Raw genomic sequence first — 19,762 nt, forward strand, 5'->3', positions numbered from 1 at the left:
TATTCCTCAGTTAAGGCAAAATATTAAATTAATTGAAAAAGATATAATATTAATATCAAATTTTACTAAAAACGTAAAGGTGTTTAAGTGAGTGAACAAAAATTAGAAGTTTTTAATGTTTTAAATTTTTTAGACCATGGTTATGAACTTGAAGATATCTTAAAGGAAGGTCAATTTGGAACCTTTTCATCCGCTGAGGAGTGTATCAACTATTTGGTTGATGAAGGATATCTTGAAGGTGATGTTCAAGTAAGCACTAATGTGGAAATAACTGCTGAGTACATATCTAAAAAATACATTGTTTCAGAACTTAAAGATATTTTAAGAGAAAATGGATTAAAGGTTTCAGGCAAAAAACAAGAATTGGTTGAAAGAGTATTACCTGTATTGAAAGAAGCGCATGACGCTCGCAATTTAAATGTGGCTGTAGATAAGGAAAACTCCTATGATGATTTAAAATTAACTGATAAAGCACATGAATTCCTAAAAGAAAATGAATGGATAGATTTGTACATGTTTGCTCTTGTAGCATTCAGATTCACAGATTATGAAACTTATGTCGAATCATCATCACTGGGCATGATTGAAACCGGACTCAAATTCTGTGATGAAATCCTCTCAAGGTCATTAGTGGCAAATCAGTTCTTGGTATTTATCGATGCATTGACTGCAAAAGCACATGTTTACGCTTATGATAAGGATTATGAATCATTCCTTGATTATGATTTGCAAAGATACATTTTAGGATTAAATCCAATTGTCATGGATGCGCAAACCTACGCCACCTATACTGTCATTGACGAAGCCAATATCATTAATTTGAGAAATGTCATGGAAAAATTGGAAATGGGTAGCTTAAAGAAAAGATTTGACAGAATCTGGAACAAATCCAGTATTAAGCATACCACTGTACCTAAAAAGACTTGTTTTAAGATATTGCAAAGAGCTATTGATGGTGCAGACATCGAAGAGTTGAACTTCGATGTAAGACAGAAGTACTTTGATAAAAAATATGGAATTTAAATGAAGTCTAAAGTTGCCGGAATCATATTTATAATTGGTAGTCTGTACTATATTATAGCTGAAGCTATTTCTGCAACTTTTTTCAATGCTTCACTTTCCACCACTTATATTTTTCACACCATTTCCGAACTTGGAATCCCAAATGCCAATTCACCATTATTCTGGTTAATGAACTCAGCATTTATTCTGATTGGTTTAACACTTATTTTTTGCAATTTTTATAAATTTAAAGACTTTATAGTTAAAAATAGAATTATATTTTACATATTTACATTAATAACTGGTATTGGTGTCATTATTGTCGGTCTGATTCATGGAGGAAATCCTTTCACCCTAGGATATCACATGTTGGGTGCCATGATGGCAATATTGGGAGGGAATATCATGCTTGTTTTGATTTCAAGATCAATGTCTGAATTTGAGAATTATCAAAAAATAACATTAATCCTAGGAATATTTGGCATAATAATATTCTGGGTAATGTTTTTCAACATGGAAAACATTTACATGCCTGTTTTTGAAAGGCTTTCAGTTTATACCATGATAATTTGGAGTTTTTTGACTGGTGTTTATCTTTTAATAAATTAAATATGGGCAGGTTTATTTTGGATAGTCAATTATCAACTTGACTTTTAAACAGGTTTTGATTCAATATTTTTAATACCTATCTTTTTTTCTAAGAATTATTCTCATATCATCTACATAAAGTATAAAAATTTAAATATCTCATTAATTAATTATAATTAAAGGTGATAATATGGCAAATCTTGATAGGAATACTGAAGAAGAAATCTTAGCAATTGTCGAAAAATATCAAAAAGAAGGCACAAAACTTCTAAACTACCTTATCACTGATGATGAGATTACCTTTTTCTCACCATTGGCAAATGGTAAGGCAATAACTGTAGAAGACTTGCAAAAAGTCGCAGATATCTTGAATGGTTCATTTGAAGGAATGGAAATTGTTAATCAAGAGTACAGATTCAAATTCAAATGTGGATTATAGAGGTTTTTTTACCTCTATTCTTTTTTTAAATACTCCTGAGTTAACTTGCACTCACTCATGCACTTTGTACAGCCCAATCCGCTTTTATACTGGTCCATTATATATTCAAAGCAGGTTTCAATATCAATGATGTCTTCACGATTAAGTCTGTCATTCCATTTTTGCGGATTAATTGCATTGACTGGACAGGCATTCTGACAATTTTCACATTCATCACATTGGGAATCAGTAATAGCATCACCAAATTCCAGTGGCATGTCAGTCAATATCGCTCCCAAAACTACTGCAGAGCCATATTCAGGTGTTACAAATAATGCCGAACGTCCAATCCATCCAAGACCTGATTTTGTAGCTATTGTTTTGTAAGGCAGGATGCTCAATAGCTTTTTCATATCACATTCGTTTCGGCTCATTGTCAGTGCAAATGCATCATATCCAAGGTTTTTAATGTATTCTTCACCTTTAAGAGCCATTTTACTTAACTCAGCAACCTTGCCATGAAAACATGCCCAATAGTTTTCATAATCTTCATCATTGACGTATTCCATAGCTTTTTTAGGCAATTTCAAAACAAGGCTAATTCCATTTGGCAGGTCAACAAATTCATTAGCTATTCCATTGACATCTGCAAAGCCAACTTTGCTGATGCCTAATTCTTTGAGAAAATTTTCCAAATCATCCTGTTTTGACATAATATTTAGTATAGTTTAGTAGGTTATAAATACATTGTATGTAATTTTTGACTTAAACACTTATAAACGATTAAATTTAATATTTAATGTAGTGATAGAATGAAAGATATAGATGTGTTAATTGAAGCTTTACCATATATTAAACAATTTCATGATAATAAGATTTTAATTAAATATGGTGGATATGCTATGGTGGATGATGAAGCAAAGTCTTCCACAGCCCGCGATACTGTTTTACTTAAATATGTCGGAATGAAACCGTTAATTGTGCATGGTGGAGGTCCTGAAATTTCAAGATCAATGGACAAACTCGGAAAAGAGCCAAAGTTCATCAAAGGTTTAAGGGTTACAGATGAAGAGACCATGGAAATTATTGAAATGGTATTGGTTGGTAAAATCTCAACTGAAATCGTATCAGAGCTAATAAAACATGATGGTCAAGCAATAAGTCTATCTGGAAAAGATTCAAGTTTGATATTTGCTCACAGAAAAGGAGCGCATAAAGTCAATGAGGAACTTATTGATTTGGGTCTTGTCGGTGAAGTTGATTGTATTAATACTGATTTGCTTGAAATGTTTTTAGAAAACGATTATATTCCAGTTATCTCTCCAGTTGGTATTGCTGAAGATGGAACAAGCCTAAATCTAAATGCGGATACTGCTGCAGGCGAAGTTGCAAGTGCAATCGGTGCTGAAAAATTAATTATTTTAACTGATGTTCCTGGTGTTTTAAGAGATCCTTCAGACCCAAGTACTTTAATCCAAAAGATTAAAATTGACGAAGTTCCTGGTCTTATTGAAGAGGGTATAATTTCAGGAGGCATGATTCCAAAAATAGAAACCTGTGTACAGGCTATTGAAAATGGAGTTACCTCTTGCCATATTATTGATGGACGTAAAAAACACTCATTGCTTTTAGAAATTTTTACCACTGACGGTATCGGAACTATGATTTTCAAATAATCATAGTTGCTTTTTCTTTTTTTTAAATTTTAAACATTTTTCTTAATTCTCTTCTAAGCAATTTCCATCCATTTACTCTTGGAAGTTCATCGAGTGCAAATATTTTTTTTGGAACTTTATATCTGGATAAGTTTTCACGGGCATATTCGAGTAATCCTTCTTCATCAGCATCATTTTCCCAAACAACTGCTGCAACAGGTATTTCACCCCTATGGCAGTCATTTATACTAAAAATAGCTATTTCTTTAACTGCAGGATATTTAATTAGGACTTCCTCCACTTCTGTCGGATAGATTTTCCATCCGCTCATTACAATCATGTCTTTCTTACGGTCTGTAATGAATAAACGATTGTCTTCATCAAGGTATCCAATGTCTCCTGTTAAAAACCATCCATCTTCTAAAAATGATGCTTTTGTTTTTTCCTCATTACCCCAATATCCCTTGGCAATTGCAGGTCCTCTAAGCGCAATTTCTCCTTGTTCATATTTTGGTATGGTTTTGGAGGCATCATCCTCATCAACGATTTTAACTTCTGAAAAGCAAACTGGATGACCTACGCTTTCAAACCTATCGGCTTCCCAGTAATCTTCAGGCCTGATAACAGTACCAGTTCCGATTACAATGGTTTCTGATAATCCGTAAGCGTTAATGATTGGAATTTGATATGTTTGGTGGAAATCTTTCCATATCTTTTTATGCAGTGGTCCTCCACCTGAAATTATTTCCCGAACGGTTTTCAGGTGTTTTCTAGCATCAATTGTAGTTAATGTGTGTATTACAGGAGGCATTCCGCTTAAAACGGTAACCTTCTCTTTTTCACATAACTCCAAATATTCGTCCATATCGAACTGCTCTATCAGGATATAATAAGCGGCGGCTCTTAGGGCTGAAATTGCCCAGGATAGGCCGACATGGGCCATTGGATAAATTCCTAAAAATATGTCGTCCTGCTTTAATGTCAACACATCACATTCATTGTGGATTGCTGTAAAATAATTTCCATGGGTAAGCATTGCACCTTTAGGTTTGCCTGTAGTTCCGGAGGTGTATTGTAATTGGCATAAATCGTCCCACTCGGTATTTTCAGCTTCTAAGATTTCACAATCCTTAAACTCTACAATATCTCCTGGAATGTAAGTGTCAATGGAAATGATGCCTTCGGCATCTGTATCTGTAATCATTAATTTGGCTTTTGAGTCATCTACAATGTATTCGAGCTCAGCGGCGGTAAATACCCTATTGGTAGGGATGGCTATTGCACCTATTCTCCATATTGCAAAAAGTGAAAATAGATATTCTTCGGAGTTGTGCAGGTAGATTAAAACCCTGTCTCCTTTCCCAATGTCCAAAGCTTTAAGGTCTCGGCCAATTTCAGAAACGATTGATAGGATTTCACCGGATGAGTATTTGTTCCCGGTTGTAGGGTTGTATAAAACATTTTTATCTAAGCGTTTTGAATTTGCATCTAAAAAAGTAGTAATATTCAACATTTAAATTAACTCCCTTACAATGGCTTTTGTAACGTCCATGGTTGATGCATCCCCTCCAAGATCAGGAGTTCTTATTTTGCAGTCTGCCATTACCTTTTCAACTGCGGCTTTGATGTCGTTTGAAACTTCCCATTCTCCTAAATAATCAAGCATCATTGAAGCGGACAATATCATGGAACAAGGGTTTGCAATGTATTTTCCTGCAATGTCCGGTGCTGATCCATGCACTGGTTCGAACAGGCCATTGTGGTCTCCGATATTTCCGGATGGAGCTAATCCTAATCCTCCAACAAGCCCTGCACTTTCATCAGACAAGATGTCTCCAAACAAGTTGGTTGATACAATAACATCGAAGTTTTGAGGTTGGGTTAGTAAATACATTGCCATTGCATCTACATAGTAGTCTTCAGATTTAATTTGAGGATATTCTTTTGCTATTTTGTAGAAACTTTCTTTAAAGACACCATCGGTTTTTTTCAAAACATTGCTTTTGTGAACGCAGGTTACTTTGCTCTGTTCTCTTTTTATGCATAGGTTAAATGCTGCTTTTGATATTCGCTCTGAAGCTTTTCTTGTGATGTGCCTTTCAGCTATCATCTTATTTTCATCGCCGTATTCGACCTGAGAGTATAATCCTTCTGTGTTTTCTCTAACAATTACAAAATCGATGTCGTCTCGAATACAGTTAACTCCTTTGTATGACTTGATAGGCCTGATGTTTGCATATACATTCAACGCTTTTCTTAAGTTAATGATTGGACTAGGCTGTCCTGGTGTTGAAGTTGATGCTCCGAATAGTACTGCATCACTTTTATTGGCAATCTTAACAGTTTCTTCAGGTAATGTAGTGCCATTCTTTTGAAAACAGTCAAAACCGGCTTCACCATGGGTAAAACTAAATTCTAAATCTAGTTTGTCTAGCAAATATTCGCAGGCAGACATCACTTCTCTGCCTATTCCATCTCCACATATTATTGCAATATCATACATTATTTTCCCTTGACACAATTTTGTTTTTATATTAATAATATTAAGTTTACTTCTATATAATGTTAGTTTTATTTTTCTCAAAAATTTGTTCGTATAGTATCGAAATACTTTTATATGACCAAAGTTATAACTAATATTAACTACATATACTAATGTATATTTCCTTATTGAATTGGTGAGGGATTGAAATGGAAAGAAGTATCGATGAGTTAATTGAATTATTGAACGATAAAGATGATTTCGTTGTTGAAGATGTAATGGGAGAATTAGAATTAAGGGGTAATGAAGCACTTGATTCTTTAATTGATGCATTATCAAGCAGAAAAAAAGGCATTAGATTACATGCAGCAACTTTACTTGGTGCAATCAATGAACCAAAAGCAATTCCTGCTTTAATTGAAACTTTAAGAGACAATAATAAATTAGTTAGAAGGGAAGCTTCAACTGCTTTATCCCGTATGGGTGAACCTGCTGTTGACCCTTTAATTGAAACTTTAGCTGATGAAGATTGGAGAGTAAGGGGAGCAGCTGCTTGGGCTCTTGGTAACATCGGTGATGAAAAAGCTATTCCTGCACTTGAAGAATTGCTTGATGATGAAAGCGGTTTTGTAAAACAAGGTGCACAAAGCGCAATAGCTTCTATTAAGAAATAATTATTTATTTCTTATTCCTTTTTTTAATGATACAAAATTATATGTTTTTGAATATTTACTCAATTTTTTTATCTAAATAATTAATTTTTCTGAACATTGTTTAATATATTTTAATTTTTTATAGATTTTTTCAGATTTTTTTCTAGTCGGAAGGTATTTTCCAACACATTTATATACTTGTACTGTTAAAGTATAATACGGAAATAATTTTCCGACTAATGATAATAATATGATGGAGGTTTAAAATTGTGCGGAATAGCTGGAATCGTTTATAAAGATAAAAAATTACATAATATTGGAAATGACATGACAAACATGCTTCACCAATTGCAACACAGAGGGCCTGATTCAGCGGGTTACTCAATTTACGGTGGAACAGGTTTACAGGAAAATGAATACATATTAAAAATCCAAGTTAAAGAAAGTGAAAAATTACTTAATAAAGTCAAAGATGTAATCAATTTTCAAACTCCAATTAAAAATGACGCCATCATACCTTCCGTTGGAGATTCATTCATTTACAAATGTAAAATATCTTTAGATGAATTCAGCCAGCTAAAACCTCTAATTACAAAAATCGATACTTTAGATGATGTAATTGTACTTAACGGAAGCCACGACTTTGAAATGATTAAGGATGTTGGATCCGTACTTGATATCGCAGAGAGATATGATGTAAGAAGTGTAAAAGGAACTCATGCAATAGGTCACACCAGATTTTCAACAGAAAGTGGAGTGGACAGATACCATGCACATCCTTTCCAAACATACATTGTCCGTGATATTTCAGTTGTTCACAATGGACAAATTACAAACTACTGGAAAATCCGTGATCCTCTAGAGAGAAAAGGACACATATTCGAAACATTCAATGATACAGAATGTTTAGTTCACTATATCGCAGATAAACTAAGCATTGGTTATTCTCTTGAAGAAGCACTGGAGCAATCTGTTGAAGACATGGACGGTCCATTCTCATATATTATTGGAACCCCACAGGGAATTGGTATTGCAAAGGATAAGCTTGGTTTAAGGCCAGGTGTAATGGCAGAAACCGATGATGTATTTGCAATAGCATCAGAAGAAGTATCTCTAAGAGAAGTAGTTGACACACACCATGTAGAGCAAATCTCTCCAGGTGAAGTAATGGTATATGAAATATAGGTGATTGATATGGAAGTAAAGGAAATCAATGCAGAAAATTTAACTCCCCGTGAAATTAACTCAATTGTTAAAGATGCTGCAGCAGAATATGATAAAATCATTATTAAAAATCCTAATGCAAAACATTACCTTGCCGCCGGAGTTACAGAAGATGTTGAAATTGAATTCGATGGTTCTGTGGGATATTTTGCAGGGTGCATGTGTGATAAGCCAAAAATCAAAATCAACGGAAATGCCGGTTGGTTTGTAGGAGATAACTTGACTGGTGGAGAAGTGGTAGTTGAAGGATCCGCTGGTGACGGTGCAGGTCAAGGAATATACGATGGATTTGTGGTTGTTAAAGAATCAGTCGGTTCAAGAACTGGGGAAATCATGAAAAACGGAACCATAATAATAGGTGGGAACTCCGGATTCATGACAGGCATTTTCATGATGGGAGGACGTATCATTATCTTGGGAGATGTCGGAGATGATGTGGCCGAGTCCATCATTCGTGGGGTCGTTTATGTTAGAGGCAGCGTTAAAAGCTTAGGTTACAATGCCAAATTCGATGAAATGACCTTTCAAGATTCATTAGAACTTGAAGAAGCACTAAGTAAATATGATTTTGATATTGATGATTATTCAGAATTTAAAAAAATAGTTCCAAAAAGTACAAGACCATTCTATGGTCATTAGGAGTGTTAATATGCCATATAGAGTTGAAAGAAATCCAGATTTATGTAAAAAAAATTTTGGAAGGCCAGGATGCTGCTGGTATTTATGTGATGACAGGGATGAAAAAATCTGCGGAAGATGTTTTTCATGTTTTAATAATTGTCCTCATGGAGTTTATGAAATCATTCAAGGTGATCCATATCCACTAAACCAGGAAAAATGTGTTGGATGTAGAATTTGTCTTGAAATGTGTCCGAACAGGGCAATTGAAGTAAATGCAATACCTGAAGATGCAAGACAAGGCTGGGGATTCTCGGACATTGTTGAAATCGTCAGACAATCACAGACAGCATCATATAAACTCAGAAGTACAGGAGCTTTAAGAAAAATTCCGGACTTTGATGACTTGGTTGTAATTCCGGCACAAGTATCACGTCCGCCAATTGACAAATACAGAGAACCATGTGGAACAGATGTGGTTCTAGGAGACAGATTTGCAGAGAATCCTTTAAAAATTGACACTCCGATTATGATTGGTGCGATGTCTTTTGGAGCACTATCAAAAGAAGCTAAAATGGCATTAGCTATTGGATCATCTCTTGCAGGAACTGTAACAAATACTGGTGAAGGAGGAATGCTTCCAGAAGAGCGTGAACTTGCTGACAAGCTAATAGCACAATATGCATCTGGAAGATTTGGAGTATCAGCCGATTATCTCAAAAAAGGTGATGCAATCGAAATCAAAATTGGTCAGGGCGCAAAATCCGGTATGGGAGGACACTTGCTTGGTGAAAAAGTTACTGCAGAAGTATCAAGAATCAGGAACATTCCTGAAGGGTCCGATGCACTTTCACCTGCAAGACACATGGATATTGTAGGTCCTGAAGATTTAAGTATGAAAATATCACAGTTACGTGAAATAACCGATTGGAAAGTACCAATTATGGTTAAATTTGCTTCAGGTAAAGTTGCTTCAGATGTAAAGATAGCGGCAAAAGGTGGAGCAGATATAATCGTAGTAGATGGTATGCAAGGTGGAACTGGAGCGGGTCCTGAGGTAATCATGGAACACTCCGGAATTCCATCTGTAGCATCAATTGTAGAAGCGGATATGGCACTAAAAGAAATTGGTTTAAGGGATCAAGTCAGTTTAGTTGCTGCTGGAGGAGTCCGTTCAGGTGCTGATTTAGCTAAAGCAATAGCTTTAGGTGCAGATGCAGTCTATATTGCAACAGCAGCTTTAATTTCAATTGGATGTAGAGTCTGTCAAATGTGTTATACTGGAACATGCAGAAAAGGTATAGCTACACAGGATTTATCCTTAAGACACAGGCTTGATTATAAAGAGATGGGTAAAAATGTAGCAAACTACATTAACACAATGACAGATGAAGCTTGTATGCTGGTTCAGCAGGCGGGAAATACTCACATTACCAAACTTGAAAAAGAAAACTTAAGATCACTTACTTTAGAAGCATCAGCATTGACCGGTGTTCCTATGGCAGGTGTAGGTAGAATTTAGAGATTCATTTCTCTAAATATTCTTATTTTTTTTAAAATATTTATTCTTTAAAAAATAATCATTAACTATGGGATTAAAAAAATTCAATAGGTATTTTATTTATATTCTTTCTTTATTTATAATATCTCTAGGGGCTTCATTATCCATTAAAGCTAATCTAGGAACTTCTCCTTTAATTTGCCTTCCTTATGTAAGCAGTCTAATTACAAAATTGACTGTAGGGGAAGTAATGTTTGTTTTTACTCTCATTTTTATTTTTATTCAAATTGTTCTTCTTAGAAAAGATTTCGAAAAAAGGCAATACCTGCAGCTAATTGTTGGAACAATATTTTCTGCTTTTGTTGATTTTTCATTGATGCTTGTTAATTTCATTAATCCGACTGATTACATAAGTCAAATGGCTTTGCTGCTCTTCAGCTGTCTTGTTGTTGCCTTTGGAGTTTTATTGGAAATCCAAACGGAAATCGTTTATCTTCCGGCAGATGGGGTAATTGTAGCAATTTCAAAAGTATTGAAAAAAGAGTTTTCGATTGTAAAACCGTTTGTCGACACTTCAATGGTTGTTCTGGCAGCTATTTTATCTGTAATATTTTTAGGTTATCTTGCGGGTGTTCGTGAAGGTACAGTAATTTCTGCCATAATTATTGGCCCAATCGTGAAAGTCTTAAAGAAATATTTGGATTCCTTCATATTGAAATTAATAGAATGAATCAGCGTTTTCATTTGAAGACAATTGTTTCATAAATCATTTCAATCAATATTTTATTTATTGGATTTTTAAAAGATAATGGATGTTCTTTTTGATAATTTAGGCCAAACGGAAGTACTTGAAAACTGGACATGCATAAATCGGTTGACCTAAGTCCAAAATAAGCTTTGTATTCTCCATCGATAATGTTTACAATTAGTCCGACATCTTCTGTTCGCTCATGACCTGATATTCCTTCTTCAGCATATATCTTGAATTTTTTCACGCAATCTGAGGTAATCAAAACATGCTCTTCAAGATATTCGTATTCGTCTTCATCCAGTTCATATTCATCAAATTCAATTACCTCATCACAGTCATCGTCAGAGATTCTTAAATGTGAAGTGCAGTAGGCAAGTGAAATATATATTCCGTCAAAGTCCAATGATTTTGAAATGATATCATAATATAAATTATCCAAAGGTATTGATTTGTATCTGTCACCCAATATTTCTGGAACTGTGTGTGTAAGGCCCCCATCTTCAATAGCAGTGCAATAAAAGTGTTTTTCTCCTAGATACCCTGCAGTTGTTGCTTTTTCAATTGTTTCTTTAATATCGATATTGTCTGCATGTTCTAGTCTTTTAGCAATATTTAAAGCTTCGCTATCGCTTATCACATTCGCACCTCTAAATATTCAAAAATTTCGTCAATTGTATTGGCTATTTTAAAAATTTCTTCCTGTTTGTATAGAAAGCCTTTTTGAGCCATCTCATCAATCATTTCAAGCATTTTATCATAAAAATTATCAATGTTAAATACTATTATTGGTTGGTTTGCTTGCTTTAACTTTTTAAGGGTTATAATTTCGAAAAATTCGTCCAGGGTTCCAATTCCTCCAGGAGAGATTATAAATGCATCGGAATGTTCTACAAATTTCCTTTTTCTTTCATCCATTGAGTTTACATAAATAAATTCGCTACATTTTTCACACAAAGGTTCAAAGTCATTAATCCACTCTGGAGCTATTCCGATTGATTTTCCGCCATTGTCCTGAACTCCATGGGCACATGCACCCATCATTCCGGTATCGCCACCACCAAAAATAAGGGTATGGCCTTTTTTAGCCATTTCACAACCTAATTTGTATGCTTCGTCAGTAAAAATATTATCTATTTTTGTGCTTCCAGATCCATAAAGGCAGATATTCATAAAATAACTCCTAGATATCGGGTGTTTGCTCAGCTAAACATAAATGACAAATTGCATTAACATTATCTTTTTGATTTTCTTTAACAGGGCAGAAGTATTCTCCGTTTATCTCTTCTACTTTTAAACTTCCCGGGAACTCACTTCCAACGGGATGAATAGGTTCTTCTAAAATAAATGTAGTATATAATGCGGTAATCACATAAATCAATGGAAACTTGTCATCTTTTGAAGCGGTCAACCTTTCCTTTTCAAAAGTTCTCTCAAGCATCGGAAAGGATTCATCAAAAGCTATCTTGTCAATGATTGCATCATGTTCATAATCTTCTTTCATAAGAACTTCTTTCATGCGCATGATAAAATATTTAATATACACTTCCAAGTATTTTTCACGGTAATTGGCATGAACGAACTCTCCATCTTTTCTCATGTGGGCTGTAGCCATCATCAAATCATAGACTGATATGATTGCAGCATATTTTTTAAGAATGTCCATTAGTTCTTTTTTGGTAATGTTTTCTTTTGGAGATAATTCCTTAAGTTCAACTAGGATGCATTCACTTTCCATGATTTTATTATAAAATTCAATAAATAAATATTTTAATATTCAAAAAATAAAAATTAATGTGAGGTAGATGAAATGTCTGAAAATTTTATGGAGATTACAAAAGAGGATATTGAAAATATTGAAAATGCATTAAAAGTCAATGCCGATTACAAATTAAACAATACTAAATTTAACGTTAATTCATTTGAAAAAGGTCAGGATATTAGTTTAACTCAATATGTTGCAAATGTGGAAAACGAATTGGTTTTTCAGACTAAAGAAGAGAACGGAAAGTATTTCATTTCAGACACTTTTGGCTTGTTTATGGACAATATAATAAACGGCAATGTATCAAGGGATGTTTTTCAATCTGTAAACAGTTATTTCCATGAGGTTATTGAAAATGAAGATGCTGATTTTACAGATGAAAAAGAAGAATTGATTAATTTTTTAGTTTTAACTGAAGAATATGATGAAGAACAGCTTAATATTGATTTAGATCCAGATAAAATTCGCAAAGACTATCAAGAAGATTATGATAGGATTTATGGGGATGAATCTTTAAATAGGGTTCAAAAAAGCCTTGCATTAAAGGAATTGCTTCACATGTCCATCTGTCAGGTCGTTAATGATATTGACTTGTTCTTCACAAGGCCTTATGATTTGACTCCAGAAGAGAATGCCGAAAAAAATAGGCAGGAAGCAAAAGCATTGGAAAATGAAATGCAGCTAACATAAGTATAAGTATTATTAATTTAATAATTATTATTATAAATTCGATTGACTGATTATATGATTAACATTACCAAAAATGAAGAAGTGGTTCTAAACCAAATAAAAATATTCAATATTGAATATCCTGAAGGCATTCCTGTAGATGTTTTAAGGAATGATTTGGGGTTCCACGAATATGATTTAATTCAAATTCTGGATGAGCTTCAGGATAAGGAACTGATTATTTTTAAGGACAATAAGGCCAGTTTATCTGAAAGTGAAAAAGAAATCAATACTGTTGATTCCAAGAAGGATGTTGAGGAATTGGAATTAAACATGAAAGAAAAAGAATCATATAAATTAATTCAAGAGTTAGTCGATGATAAAAATTTAATTTCAAAATATACTTTAGAAGGTCATTTGCTCTATGGGGATTTAAAACTCACTAATTTTCGCATGTATCACATAATTTTATCTCTACAGAATAAAGGGCTTCTTAAACTAATTAATAAAGACGATGGGGAATATTATCTCCTTGTAAATTAATATTTTTTTTTAAATTATTATGTATGATAGTAATATTATTTTATCATTTAATCATAATATTTATATAATTTAAAAATTATAGATATATATAATAATTGATATTGATGTGTATTATTATGATGAGAATTAGTATGTCGTTACCAAAAAAACTATTATCTGACTTTGATGAGGTTTTAAAAGAAAGAGGTTATCAGTCCCGTTCAAAAGGAATTCGTGATGCACTTCAAGATTATATTGTAAGGTATCAATGGATGAATTCAATGGAAGGAGAAAGAATTGGAATTATAACAATCATCTATGATCACCATTACACTGGGGTAATGGAAAATCTTGCAGAAATTCAACACAGTTTCAGAAATGAAATCAACACCAGTATGCATATTCACATGACTGACAAATATTGTATGGAGATTGTTGTTGTAAATGGGGATATTGCGGAAATTCGTGATTTAACCGAAAGAATTATGAGACTTAAAGGTGTTGAACACGTAAAACTTACAAGTACTGCTAATGGAGAAGAATTTAGAGAACCTGGTCACTCACATGACCATGACCACCATCACTCCCACTAAATTCTTTTTTTATTATTTTTTTCATGAAATTCAAAACCACTCCGTATCATTCGGATTTGCTTAAGGATAATGATAGATTGTCTGCTTTTTATCATGCTATATTGGAGTATGATTCAAATCATGATTTGGCTTATGATTTAGGATGCGGCAGTGGAGTTTTATCTTATTTTTTAAGTGACTATTTTAAAGAAATAATTGCTATTGAAATCGATAAAAAAGCAAGTGATTGTGCTCGTGAAAATTTATCAGGTTTTAGCAATATTGAAGTAGTCAACAGTGATGTTTTAGAATATAATTTTACAAAGAAAGCGGATTTGATTGTTTGTGAAATGTTGGATACGGCTTTAATCGATGAAGAGGAAGTCCCCGTTTTAAATTATGCTAAAAAATTCTTAAAAGAGGATGGCAAAATTATTCCTCAAGCCATTATTAACACCGTAGAATTGGTAAATCTCGAAAGACATTATATTCATTGGGATGAGGATGTAAATTATGAAGAATTCTCAAAACCAATTGTTTATTCTGAATTTAATCTTCTGGATGACATCAATCCGGAATTTGAAGCTGATTTGTCTTTGAAAGCAAATAAAAACGGCATAATAAATGGATTGAAAATTACAACATACACAAAACTAAACGATAATTTAATCATCGGTCAATCACCTATGCTGAACCCACCATTATTGATTCCATTAGATGAAAAATCAGTAAAAGTAAATGATTTAATAAATGTTAAACTAAAATATATAATGGGAAAAGGGATTGAAAGTATTCAGAGCGAATATTGTTAAGGTGATAAATTGTCTTTTGAAAGTCAATTAGAAGATTTTTTAAATGATTTTAAAAAACTAATTGTATTGGGTGTAGGAAACGAGCTTAAAAGCGATGATGGAGTCGGACCTTTTATAATTAGGAAATTAATTGACGAAGGCATTGAAAATGACAAGATTCTACTTATTAATGCTGAAACTGTCCCTGAAAATTTCACAGGCAAAATCAGAAAAGAAAACCCTTCCCATGTCATCATTGTTGATGCGTGTCTGATGAATTGTGAGCCGGGTGAAATTAGAATCGTGGATAAGAATGATTTTGCAAATATCGGAATTTCAACTCATTCCATGTCCTTATCTTATTTTGTAAAATATTTGGAAAAGGACACAGATTTTAAGGTGATATTTGTTGGAATAGAACCTGAAACAATGGATTGGGGTGAAAAGCTAACTCCAAAAGTTGAAACTGCTGCTTATGAATTTATAAAATTGATTAAAGGGATTGTATTATGAAATTATTATTTATTGGTTCAAGATTATACGATGATATTGATTGGTATGTAAAAAGTAAGAACATTGAAAGTGTTCTCACAGAGTCTAATGAGGAAGCCATTAACTTGGATTTGCCAGACCAGGTATTTATTGTTCCTCGGGGTATGGATGGGCCAAAACAAGTTGCATTAATGCAGAATGTTGACGCTATAGTTCCATTGATTGGAATTGACCCTCCATTAATCGATGTTGCTTACATGAAAGAGGAAGTTGAAGAGGAATATGGAATTCCAGTCATTGCTGCAAACGTTAGGGCAGTTGAGTTAACTTCCGATAAAATCAAAACCAAGGAGTTCTATGAAAGTATTGGTGTTGTAACTCCTAATTATCAAATTTTAAATAGTCCTGATGAGTTAACTCTCGATTTGCCGGTAGTGTTGAAACAGGGCAAAGGACAAGGCGGAAAGGATATTAAAGTTGCAAAGACTATTGAAGAGGTTCAGGAATATTTCAAAGAGTTCGACCAGGCTTTATGTGAAGAGTTCATTGAAGGATCTGAAATTTCAATCGAAGTTTTAGGGTTTAATGGAGAATTTGCTGCCCTGCCTCCAATTTATAAAGGTGAAACAACTCTGGAAGGAGTTCATCCATTAAATAAAGTTAAAACCGGTCCTTGTATAGTTGAGGGATTGGATAACAATCTGGTTCAGCATACTGCTTATAAAGTAGCTAAAAACTTAGGGTCCGACGGTATTTTTGAAATGGATTTCATGTATTCTTCCAAAAAAGACCAGTTATATGCCATTGAAGTTAATACCCGTCCAAACGGAACAAGATATCTGACCACAGCCACTTGCGGCGTTAATTCATTATGTGAATTGGTTAACATGGCAATCGGAGAGTTCAGCTTGGCCAATATATCTGATAAACTGGAATATCATTACTCAACTGAAATTCCAATCGGTAATTATGAAGGGCCTGCCGTAAAAGAGCCTGCAAAGTCTTTTGAGGTTAATGATTTTGTTGTACATGGTCCTGTTGGCTATCAGAGGGTTACAGCTAGAGCCAATTCAAAAGAAGAACTTGAAAAACTAGTTGAAAAATTGATATAAATCTGAGTTATAACTTATAATTAAAATTATATAGTATTACCAATAGATATCTTATTAGTTTAAAGATTTATGTGTGGTAAGATGAATAATTCAGATATGTTAATTCTTTTTTTAATAACATTATGTGCGACAATATTCTTTACCTGGTATGTTAAAAGGATATTGCTTAAAGCAAGGATTGCTGATAATCCTATAGTTAGTGAACATAGGCATAAGAGCGGTACTCCAACAATGGGAGGAATCGCATTCCTATTTACAATTTCCTTAATTATAGCATTGTATTATCAAAACACTCCTATTTTGATTTTAGGATATATCATGCTTGCAGGAGGAATTGTAGGATTAGTTGACGATTTGATAGGTTTAAAAGTTAAGGAAGTTCAAAAAATCGTTGTTAATATTTCAGATGAAGTCATTGCACTTGGAAGATTGGATGTCGAACCTGGTGAAGAAGTTCGTGTAGCTACTCCAAAGGCGAAAGCCGAAGTGGATGATTTGCTTAAGGCAGGTAAAGTTGAGGTAATAGGTGAAGTTCCAATTAAAACTGAACCTGAAGAACTTGAAAAAATCATTTGCCAAATCGTTTTAGGATTATTTTTAGGATTGACTGGAGTAATCACCACAATTGGAGGTTTCCAATTAGGCTTATTGGCTATTCCTGTTGTCATTATTGCAGTTATTGGTTGTATTAATTCAGTTAACTTAATTGACGGTATGGATGGTCTTGCAGCAGGCATTGTCGGAATCGCATCCATAGCATGTTGTGTGTATGGTTATTTATTCGGTCCGGCTACAATAATTCCTCCATTTTTGATTCTTGCGGCATTATGTCTAGGATTTTTAGTATTTAACAAGCATCCTGCCAAAATATTCATGGGAGATACAGGATCATTTGTATTGGGGACAGGTTATGCAGCTGCAGTATTGTTATGCGATATTCCATACTTCGGAGTTCTTGCATTAGGAGTTCCTATCGTTTCTGTCATTGTCAGTTTATTGCACAGAGCACATATTATTAAGTTACCAGTTGAACCGCTACATCATACTTTAAACCATTATGGAATGTCAGAGACAAAAATCGTATTTAGTTACTGGGGCATTACTGTCCTGTTATGTATAATTGGAATACTTGCTAAAATGTATGTCTTTTAAGGAGTGATAAAATGAATATTCAAGAGTTGGCTGATTCTATTGAAGGAGAACTTGTGGGTAATGATGAATATTTCTCAATTGATGGATTTACTGGAAAATTCACTTCATTAACTAAGGCTCATACTGGAGATATTGTAATAAGGGAATGGATAGATTCTAAAGGGGTTGAAATTGCTTTTAGGAAGAATATTGCATGTTTGATTACTCAGACTCCTAAAGATGGTGCTATTGAGATGGCCAGGAGACTTGGTTTTCCTTTGATTATCACAGAAAATATTCAGCTAACAGACTCTTTAGTAGTTTCTCCAACGGTTGAAATAAAGAATATTCAGGATTTGGCAAAATCAGTTGAAGGTAAAATCATAGGCAATGATGAATATTTCTCTATTGATGGTTTTACTGGCAAGTTCACATTTCTAAACGATTCACATACTGGAGACATAGTAATCAGGCATTGGATTAATGCTAAAGGGGTTGAAATTGCTTTTAATAAGAATATTGCATGTTTGATTACTCAGACTCCTAAAGATGGTGCTATTGAGATGGCCAGGAGACTCAATTTCCCATTGATTGTTACAGATAAGATTGAATTGGCTAATGCATTGGCACTTACCCATGCTATTGAAAAGTATTCTCCATATTCTACAAATGTTGTTATTACAGGCACTAACGGCAAATCAACAACATCCCATCTTATTTATCATATTTTAAATAATGCAGGCTATCATGTACTTACAAATACCGATAGCGAATCTGAATTTAACACATTGATAGACCCTATGGTTTCCAAACTCATTTCCGATGAAGTTACAGCTAATGGGGATTTGGATTATCTTGTAATTGAAGTGTCTGAGGTCCAGGGTTGGCTTGGAAAATTGATGAAAAATCATGCCGCATTGATGAGCGAAGCCATAAGGCCGAAAGTCGGAGTCATCACAAATATTGCAATGGACCATATTGGTCTTGTAAACTCCATTGATGAAGTCTTTGATGAAATTAAAGCAGTTCCAGAAGCTATTGGTAATGGAACATGTGTATTAAATCATGATGATGAGCGCGTAATGAAACTAGATGCTCAAAATCCGTTTTATACTTCAATGTCCAAATTGAATGAAGCCAATTCCGTTTACTTTGATGATGGAAATATAATTTATCAGGATAAGGCCATATTATCTGTTGATGAACTTCCATTTAAAGGAAATCATTTCATTCAAAATATCCTATCAGCTATTGGGGCATGCATCTCTTTAGGCTTGGATATGGATGATATAATTAATGGGGTTAAATCATATAAAGCATTGAACAGACGTTTTGCGAAATTGAATGATGAACCGTTAATTATTGATGACTTTGCACATAATCCTGATGGAATTAAGGCAACAATTTCTGAAACTCTAAAATTGCTTGACCCAAATCAGACATTATATGTCGTATGTGCCATAAGAGGCTCAAGAGGTGTTGAAATCAATCAGCTAAATGTTGAAGCGCTTGTGGAATCTATGGACGACAATATAGAATTGATTTTATCTTCAAGCAGCGATGTTGTCAATGATTTGAATTTTGTTGAAGACGATGAAAGAGAGGTATTTTTCAATGTTTTAAACCAAAATGACATTGAATTCACTCATTATGAAAGTCTAAAGGAATGTTTAACTGCAGTATATGATAAAGCAGATAAAAACGACATTATTCTTTTAATCGGCGCTCAAGGAATGGATCCTGCCGAGTCAATATTAAATAACATTCTATAAATTTAAATATCATATTAATTTAATATAATAAATGAATAAATTTATTC

General features: G+C 33.8%; 23 protein-coding genes. 17 read left to right on the forward strand and 6 right to left on the reverse strand.

The annotated features are described in order from the left end of the window. Window positions 1-87 precede the first annotated feature (87 nt). The 3 genes from ACKI3D_RS03105 to ACKI3D_RS03115 all read left to right on the forward strand — a co-directional run bounded on the left by ACKI3D_RS03105 (window position 88) and on the right by ACKI3D_RS03115 (window position 2,029). The gene (locus ACKI3D_RS03105; protein ID WP_407392265.1) at window positions 88-1,023 is read left to right on the forward strand and encodes an SAP domain-containing protein; all 936 of its coding nucleotides are present in this window, start codon (window positions 88-90) and stop codon (window positions 1,021-1,023) included. Further along, a complete protein-coding gene (locus ACKI3D_RS03110; RefSeq protein WP_407392267.1) occupies window positions 1,024-1,611 on the forward strand; it encodes a DUF998 domain-containing protein in 588 nt (195 codons plus the stop codon). A 169-nt stretch (window positions 1,612-1,780) separates the two neighbouring features. After that, the gene (locus ACKI3D_RS03115; RefSeq protein ID WP_407392269.1) at window positions 1,781-2,029 is read left to right on the forward strand and encodes a hypothetical protein; all 249 of its coding nucleotides are present in this window, start codon (window positions 1,781-1,783) and stop codon (window positions 2,027-2,029) included. Window positions 2,030-2,043: 14 nt separating this feature from the next. On the opposite strand, the gene ACKI3D_RS03120 is transcribed toward ACKI3D_RS03115, so the two are convergent. Next, the gene (locus ACKI3D_RS03120; protein ID WP_407392271.1) at window positions 2,044-2,721 is read right to left on the reverse strand and encodes a hypothetical protein; all 678 of its coding nucleotides are present in this window, start codon (window positions 2,719-2,721) and stop codon (window positions 2,044-2,046) included. A gap of 99 nt (window positions 2,722-2,820) precedes the next feature. Between ACKI3D_RS03120 and argB the strand changes: the two genes are divergently transcribed. Further along, window positions 2,821-3,684 carry an acetylglutamate kinase gene (gene argB / locus ACKI3D_RS03125; RefSeq protein ID WP_407392273.1) on the forward strand — a complete coding sequence of 288 codons (864 nt, stop codon included), beginning with the start codon at window positions 2,821-2,823 and terminating at the stop codon, window positions 3,682-3,684. 22 nt (window positions 3,685-3,706) lie between these two features. Here the strand turns inward: argB and ACKI3D_RS03130 are convergent, their stop codons facing one another. Both ACKI3D_RS03130 and aksF read right to left on the reverse strand, forming a co-directional pair. Next, entirely contained in the window at window positions 3,707-5,176 is a 1,470-nt protein-coding gene (locus ACKI3D_RS03130; protein WP_407392275.1) for a class I adenylate-forming enzyme family protein, read from the reverse strand. After that, window positions 5,177-6,166: a homoisocitrate dehydrogenase gene (gene aksF, locus ACKI3D_RS03135; protein ID WP_407392277.1), complete on the reverse strand. Its 990-nt coding sequence runs from the start codon at window positions 6,164-6,166 to the stop codon at window positions 5,177-5,179. It abuts the gene before it with no gap. Window positions 6,167-6,354: 188 nt separating this feature from the next. Between aksF and ACKI3D_RS03140 the strand changes: the two genes are divergently transcribed. The 5 genes from ACKI3D_RS03140 (at window position 6,355) to ACKI3D_RS03160 (ending at window position 10,871) form a co-directional block, all read left to right on the forward strand. Beyond that, a complete protein-coding gene (locus tag ACKI3D_RS03140) occupies window positions 6,355-6,819 on the forward strand; it encodes a HEAT repeat domain-containing protein (RefSeq protein WP_407392279.1) in 465 nt (154 codons plus the stop codon). A 246-nt stretch (window positions 6,820-7,065) separates the two neighbouring features. Next, complete coding sequence (locus ACKI3D_RS03145) at window positions 7,066-7,983, forward strand: class II glutamine amidotransferase (protein WP_407392281.1); 918 nt, start codon at window positions 7,066-7,068, stop codon at window positions 7,981-7,983. A 9-nt stretch (window positions 7,984-7,992) separates the two neighbouring features. Then, complete coding sequence (locus ACKI3D_RS03150; protein ID WP_407392283.1) at window positions 7,993-8,661, forward strand: tributyrin esterase; 669 nt, start codon at window positions 7,993-7,995, stop codon at window positions 8,659-8,661. A gap of 10 nt (window positions 8,662-8,671) precedes the next feature. After that, window positions 8,672-10,162 (forward strand): glutamate synthase-related protein, encoded by a 1,491-nt coding sequence (locus tag ACKI3D_RS03155; protein ID WP_407392285.1) that lies wholly within the window; start codon window positions 8,672-8,674, stop codon window positions 10,160-10,162. A gap of 67 nt (window positions 10,163-10,229) precedes the next feature. Further along, a complete protein-coding gene (locus ACKI3D_RS03160) occupies window positions 10,230-10,871 on the forward strand; it encodes a YczE/YyaS/YitT family protein (protein WP_407392287.1) in 642 nt (213 codons plus the stop codon). Window positions 10,872-10,881: 10 nt separating this feature from the next. Here ACKI3D_RS03160 and ACKI3D_RS03165 read toward each other — a convergent pair whose 3' ends face one another. The 3 genes from ACKI3D_RS03165 to ACKI3D_RS03175 are packed head-to-tail and all read right to left on the reverse strand — an operon-like array spanning window position 10,882 to window position 12,627. Next, window positions 10,882-11,529: a hypothetical protein gene (locus ACKI3D_RS03165; RefSeq protein WP_407392288.1), complete on the reverse strand. Its 648-nt coding sequence runs from the start codon at window positions 11,527-11,529 to the stop codon at window positions 10,882-10,884. Further along, the gene (locus ACKI3D_RS03170; protein ID WP_407392290.1) at window positions 11,526-12,062 is read right to left on the reverse strand and encodes a TIGR00730 family Rossman fold protein; all 537 of its coding nucleotides are present in this window, start codon (window positions 12,060-12,062) and stop codon (window positions 11,526-11,528) included. Before ACKI3D_RS03170 ends, ACKI3D_RS03165 begins: the two co-directional genes overlap by 4 nt. Window positions 12,063-12,072: 10 nt before the next feature. Continuing rightward, window positions 12,073-12,627 (reverse strand): DUF2115 domain-containing protein, encoded by a 555-nt coding sequence (locus ACKI3D_RS03175; RefSeq protein ID WP_407392292.1) that lies wholly within the window; start codon window positions 12,625-12,627, stop codon window positions 12,073-12,075. Window positions 12,628-12,699: 72 nt separating this feature from the next. Here ACKI3D_RS03175 and ACKI3D_RS03180 point away from each other — a divergent pair, with 72 nt between their 5' ends. The 8 genes from ACKI3D_RS03180 (at window position 12,700) to ACKI3D_RS03215 (ending at window position 19,715) form a co-directional block, all read left to right on the forward strand. Beyond that, window positions 12,700-13,344 carry a hypothetical protein gene (locus ACKI3D_RS03180; RefSeq protein WP_407392294.1) on the forward strand — a complete coding sequence of 215 codons (645 nt, stop codon included), beginning with the start codon at window positions 12,700-12,702 and terminating at the stop codon, window positions 13,342-13,344. A 54-nt stretch (window positions 13,345-13,398) separates the two neighbouring features. Next, window positions 13,399-13,866, forward strand: coding sequence for a hypothetical protein (locus ACKI3D_RS03185; protein WP_407392296.1), 468 nt, complete (start codon window positions 13,399-13,401; stop codon window positions 13,864-13,866). 116 nt (window positions 13,867-13,982) lie between these two features. After that, window positions 13,983-14,438, forward strand: a complete 456-nt coding sequence (gene nikR / locus ACKI3D_RS03190) for a nickel-responsive transcriptional regulator NikR (protein ID WP_407392298.1) — start codon at window positions 13,983-13,985, stop codon at window positions 14,436-14,438. A 23-nt stretch (window positions 14,439-14,461) separates the two neighbouring features. Continuing rightward, window positions 14,462-15,229 (forward strand): methyltransferase domain-containing protein, encoded by a 768-nt coding sequence (locus ACKI3D_RS03195; protein ID WP_407392300.1) that lies wholly within the window; start codon window positions 14,462-14,464, stop codon window positions 15,227-15,229. A 66-nt stretch (window positions 15,230-15,295) separates the two neighbouring features. After that, window positions 15,296-15,721 (forward strand): hydrogenase maturation peptidase HycI, encoded by a 426-nt coding sequence (gene hycI, locus ACKI3D_RS03200; RefSeq protein ID WP_407392322.1) that lies wholly within the window; start codon window positions 15,296-15,298, stop codon window positions 15,719-15,721. Beyond that, window positions 15,718-16,812 carry an acetyl-CoA carboxylase biotin carboxylase subunit family protein gene (locus ACKI3D_RS03205; protein ID WP_407392302.1) on the forward strand — a complete coding sequence of 365 codons (1,095 nt, stop codon included), beginning with the start codon at window positions 15,718-15,720 and terminating at the stop codon, window positions 16,810-16,812. Before hycI ends, ACKI3D_RS03205 begins: the two co-directional genes overlap by 4 nt. A gap of 69 nt (window positions 16,813-16,881) precedes the next feature. Further along, window positions 16,882-17,964, forward strand: coding sequence for a glycosyltransferase family 4 protein (locus ACKI3D_RS03210; RefSeq protein ID WP_407392304.1), 1,083 nt, complete (start codon window positions 16,882-16,884; stop codon window positions 17,962-17,964). A gap of 11 nt (window positions 17,965-17,975) precedes the next feature. After that, the gene (locus tag ACKI3D_RS03215; protein ID WP_407392306.1) at window positions 17,976-19,715 is read left to right on the forward strand and encodes a Mur ligase family protein; all 1,740 of its coding nucleotides are present in this window, start codon (window positions 17,976-17,978) and stop codon (window positions 19,713-19,715) included. Window positions 19,716-19,762 lie beyond the last annotated feature (47 nt).

Source organism: Methanobrevibacter sp. (assembly GCF_045586545.1).
GTDB lineage: Archaea > Methanobacteriota > Methanobacteria > Methanobacteriales > Methanobacteriaceae > Methanocatella.

Excerpts from the sequence above, each read along its gene's own strand:
- ACKI3D_RS03110 (WP_407392267.1), top strand. The coding sequence starts at position 1,024 with ATGAAGTCTAAAGTTGCCGGAATCATATTTATAATTGGTAGTCTGTAC.
- ACKI3D_RS03115 (WP_407392269.1), top strand. The coding sequence starts at position 1,781 with ATGGCAAATCTTGATAGGAATACTGAAGAAGAAATCTTAGCAATTGTC.
- ACKI3D_RS03120 (WP_407392271.1), bottom strand. The coding sequence starts at position 2,721 with ATGTCAAAACAGGATGATTTGGAAAATTTTCTCAAAGAATTAGGCATC.
- argB (WP_407392273.1), top strand. The coding sequence starts at position 2,821 with ATGAAAGATATAGATGTGTTAATTGAAGCTTTACCATATATTAAACAA.
- ACKI3D_RS03130 (WP_407392275.1), bottom strand. The coding sequence starts at position 5,176 with ATGTTGAATATTACTACTTTTTTAGATGCAAATTCAAAACGCTTAGAT.
- aksF (WP_407392277.1), bottom strand. The coding sequence starts at position 6,166 with ATGTATGATATTGCAATAATATGTGGAGATGGAATAGGCAGAGAAGTG.
- ACKI3D_RS03140 (WP_407392279.1), top strand. The coding sequence starts at position 6,355 with ATGGAAAGAAGTATCGATGAGTTAATTGAATTATTGAACGATAAAGAT.
- ACKI3D_RS03150 (WP_407392283.1), top strand. The coding sequence starts at position 7,993 with ATGGAAGTAAAGGAAATCAATGCAGAAAATTTAACTCCCCGTGAAATT.
- ACKI3D_RS03155 (WP_407392285.1), top strand. The coding sequence starts at position 8,672 with ATGCCATATAGAGTTGAAAGAAATCCAGATTTATGTAAAAAAAATTTT.
- ACKI3D_RS03160 (WP_407392287.1), top strand. The coding sequence starts at position 10,230 with ATGGGATTAAAAAAATTCAATAGGTATTTTATTTATATTCTTTCTTTA.
- ACKI3D_RS03170 (WP_407392290.1), bottom strand. The coding sequence starts at position 12,062 with ATGAATATCTGCCTTTATGGATCTGGAAGCACAAAAATAGATAATATT.
- ACKI3D_RS03175 (WP_407392292.1), bottom strand. The coding sequence starts at position 12,627 with ATGGAAAGTGAATGCATCCTAGTTGAACTTAAGGAATTATCTCCAAAA.
- ACKI3D_RS03180 (WP_407392294.1), top strand. The coding sequence starts at position 12,700 with ATGTCTGAAAATTTTATGGAGATTACAAAAGAGGATATTGAAAATATT.
- ACKI3D_RS03185 (WP_407392296.1), top strand. The coding sequence starts at position 13,399 with ATGATTAACATTACCAAAAATGAAGAAGTGGTTCTAAACCAAATAAAA.
- nikR (WP_407392298.1), top strand. The coding sequence starts at position 13,983 with ATGATGAGAATTAGTATGTCGTTACCAAAAAAACTATTATCTGACTTT.
- ACKI3D_RS03195 (WP_407392300.1), top strand. The coding sequence starts at position 14,462 with ATGAAATTCAAAACCACTCCGTATCATTCGGATTTGCTTAAGGATAAT.
- ACKI3D_RS03205 (WP_407392302.1), top strand. The coding sequence starts at position 15,718 with ATGAAATTATTATTTATTGGTTCAAGATTATACGATGATATTGATTGG.
- ACKI3D_RS03210 (WP_407392304.1), top strand. The coding sequence starts at position 16,882 with ATGTGTGGTAAGATGAATAATTCAGATATGTTAATTCTTTTTTTAATA.
- ACKI3D_RS03215 (WP_407392306.1), top strand. The coding sequence starts at position 17,976 with ATGAATATTCAAGAGTTGGCTGATTCTATTGAAGGAGAACTTGTGGGT.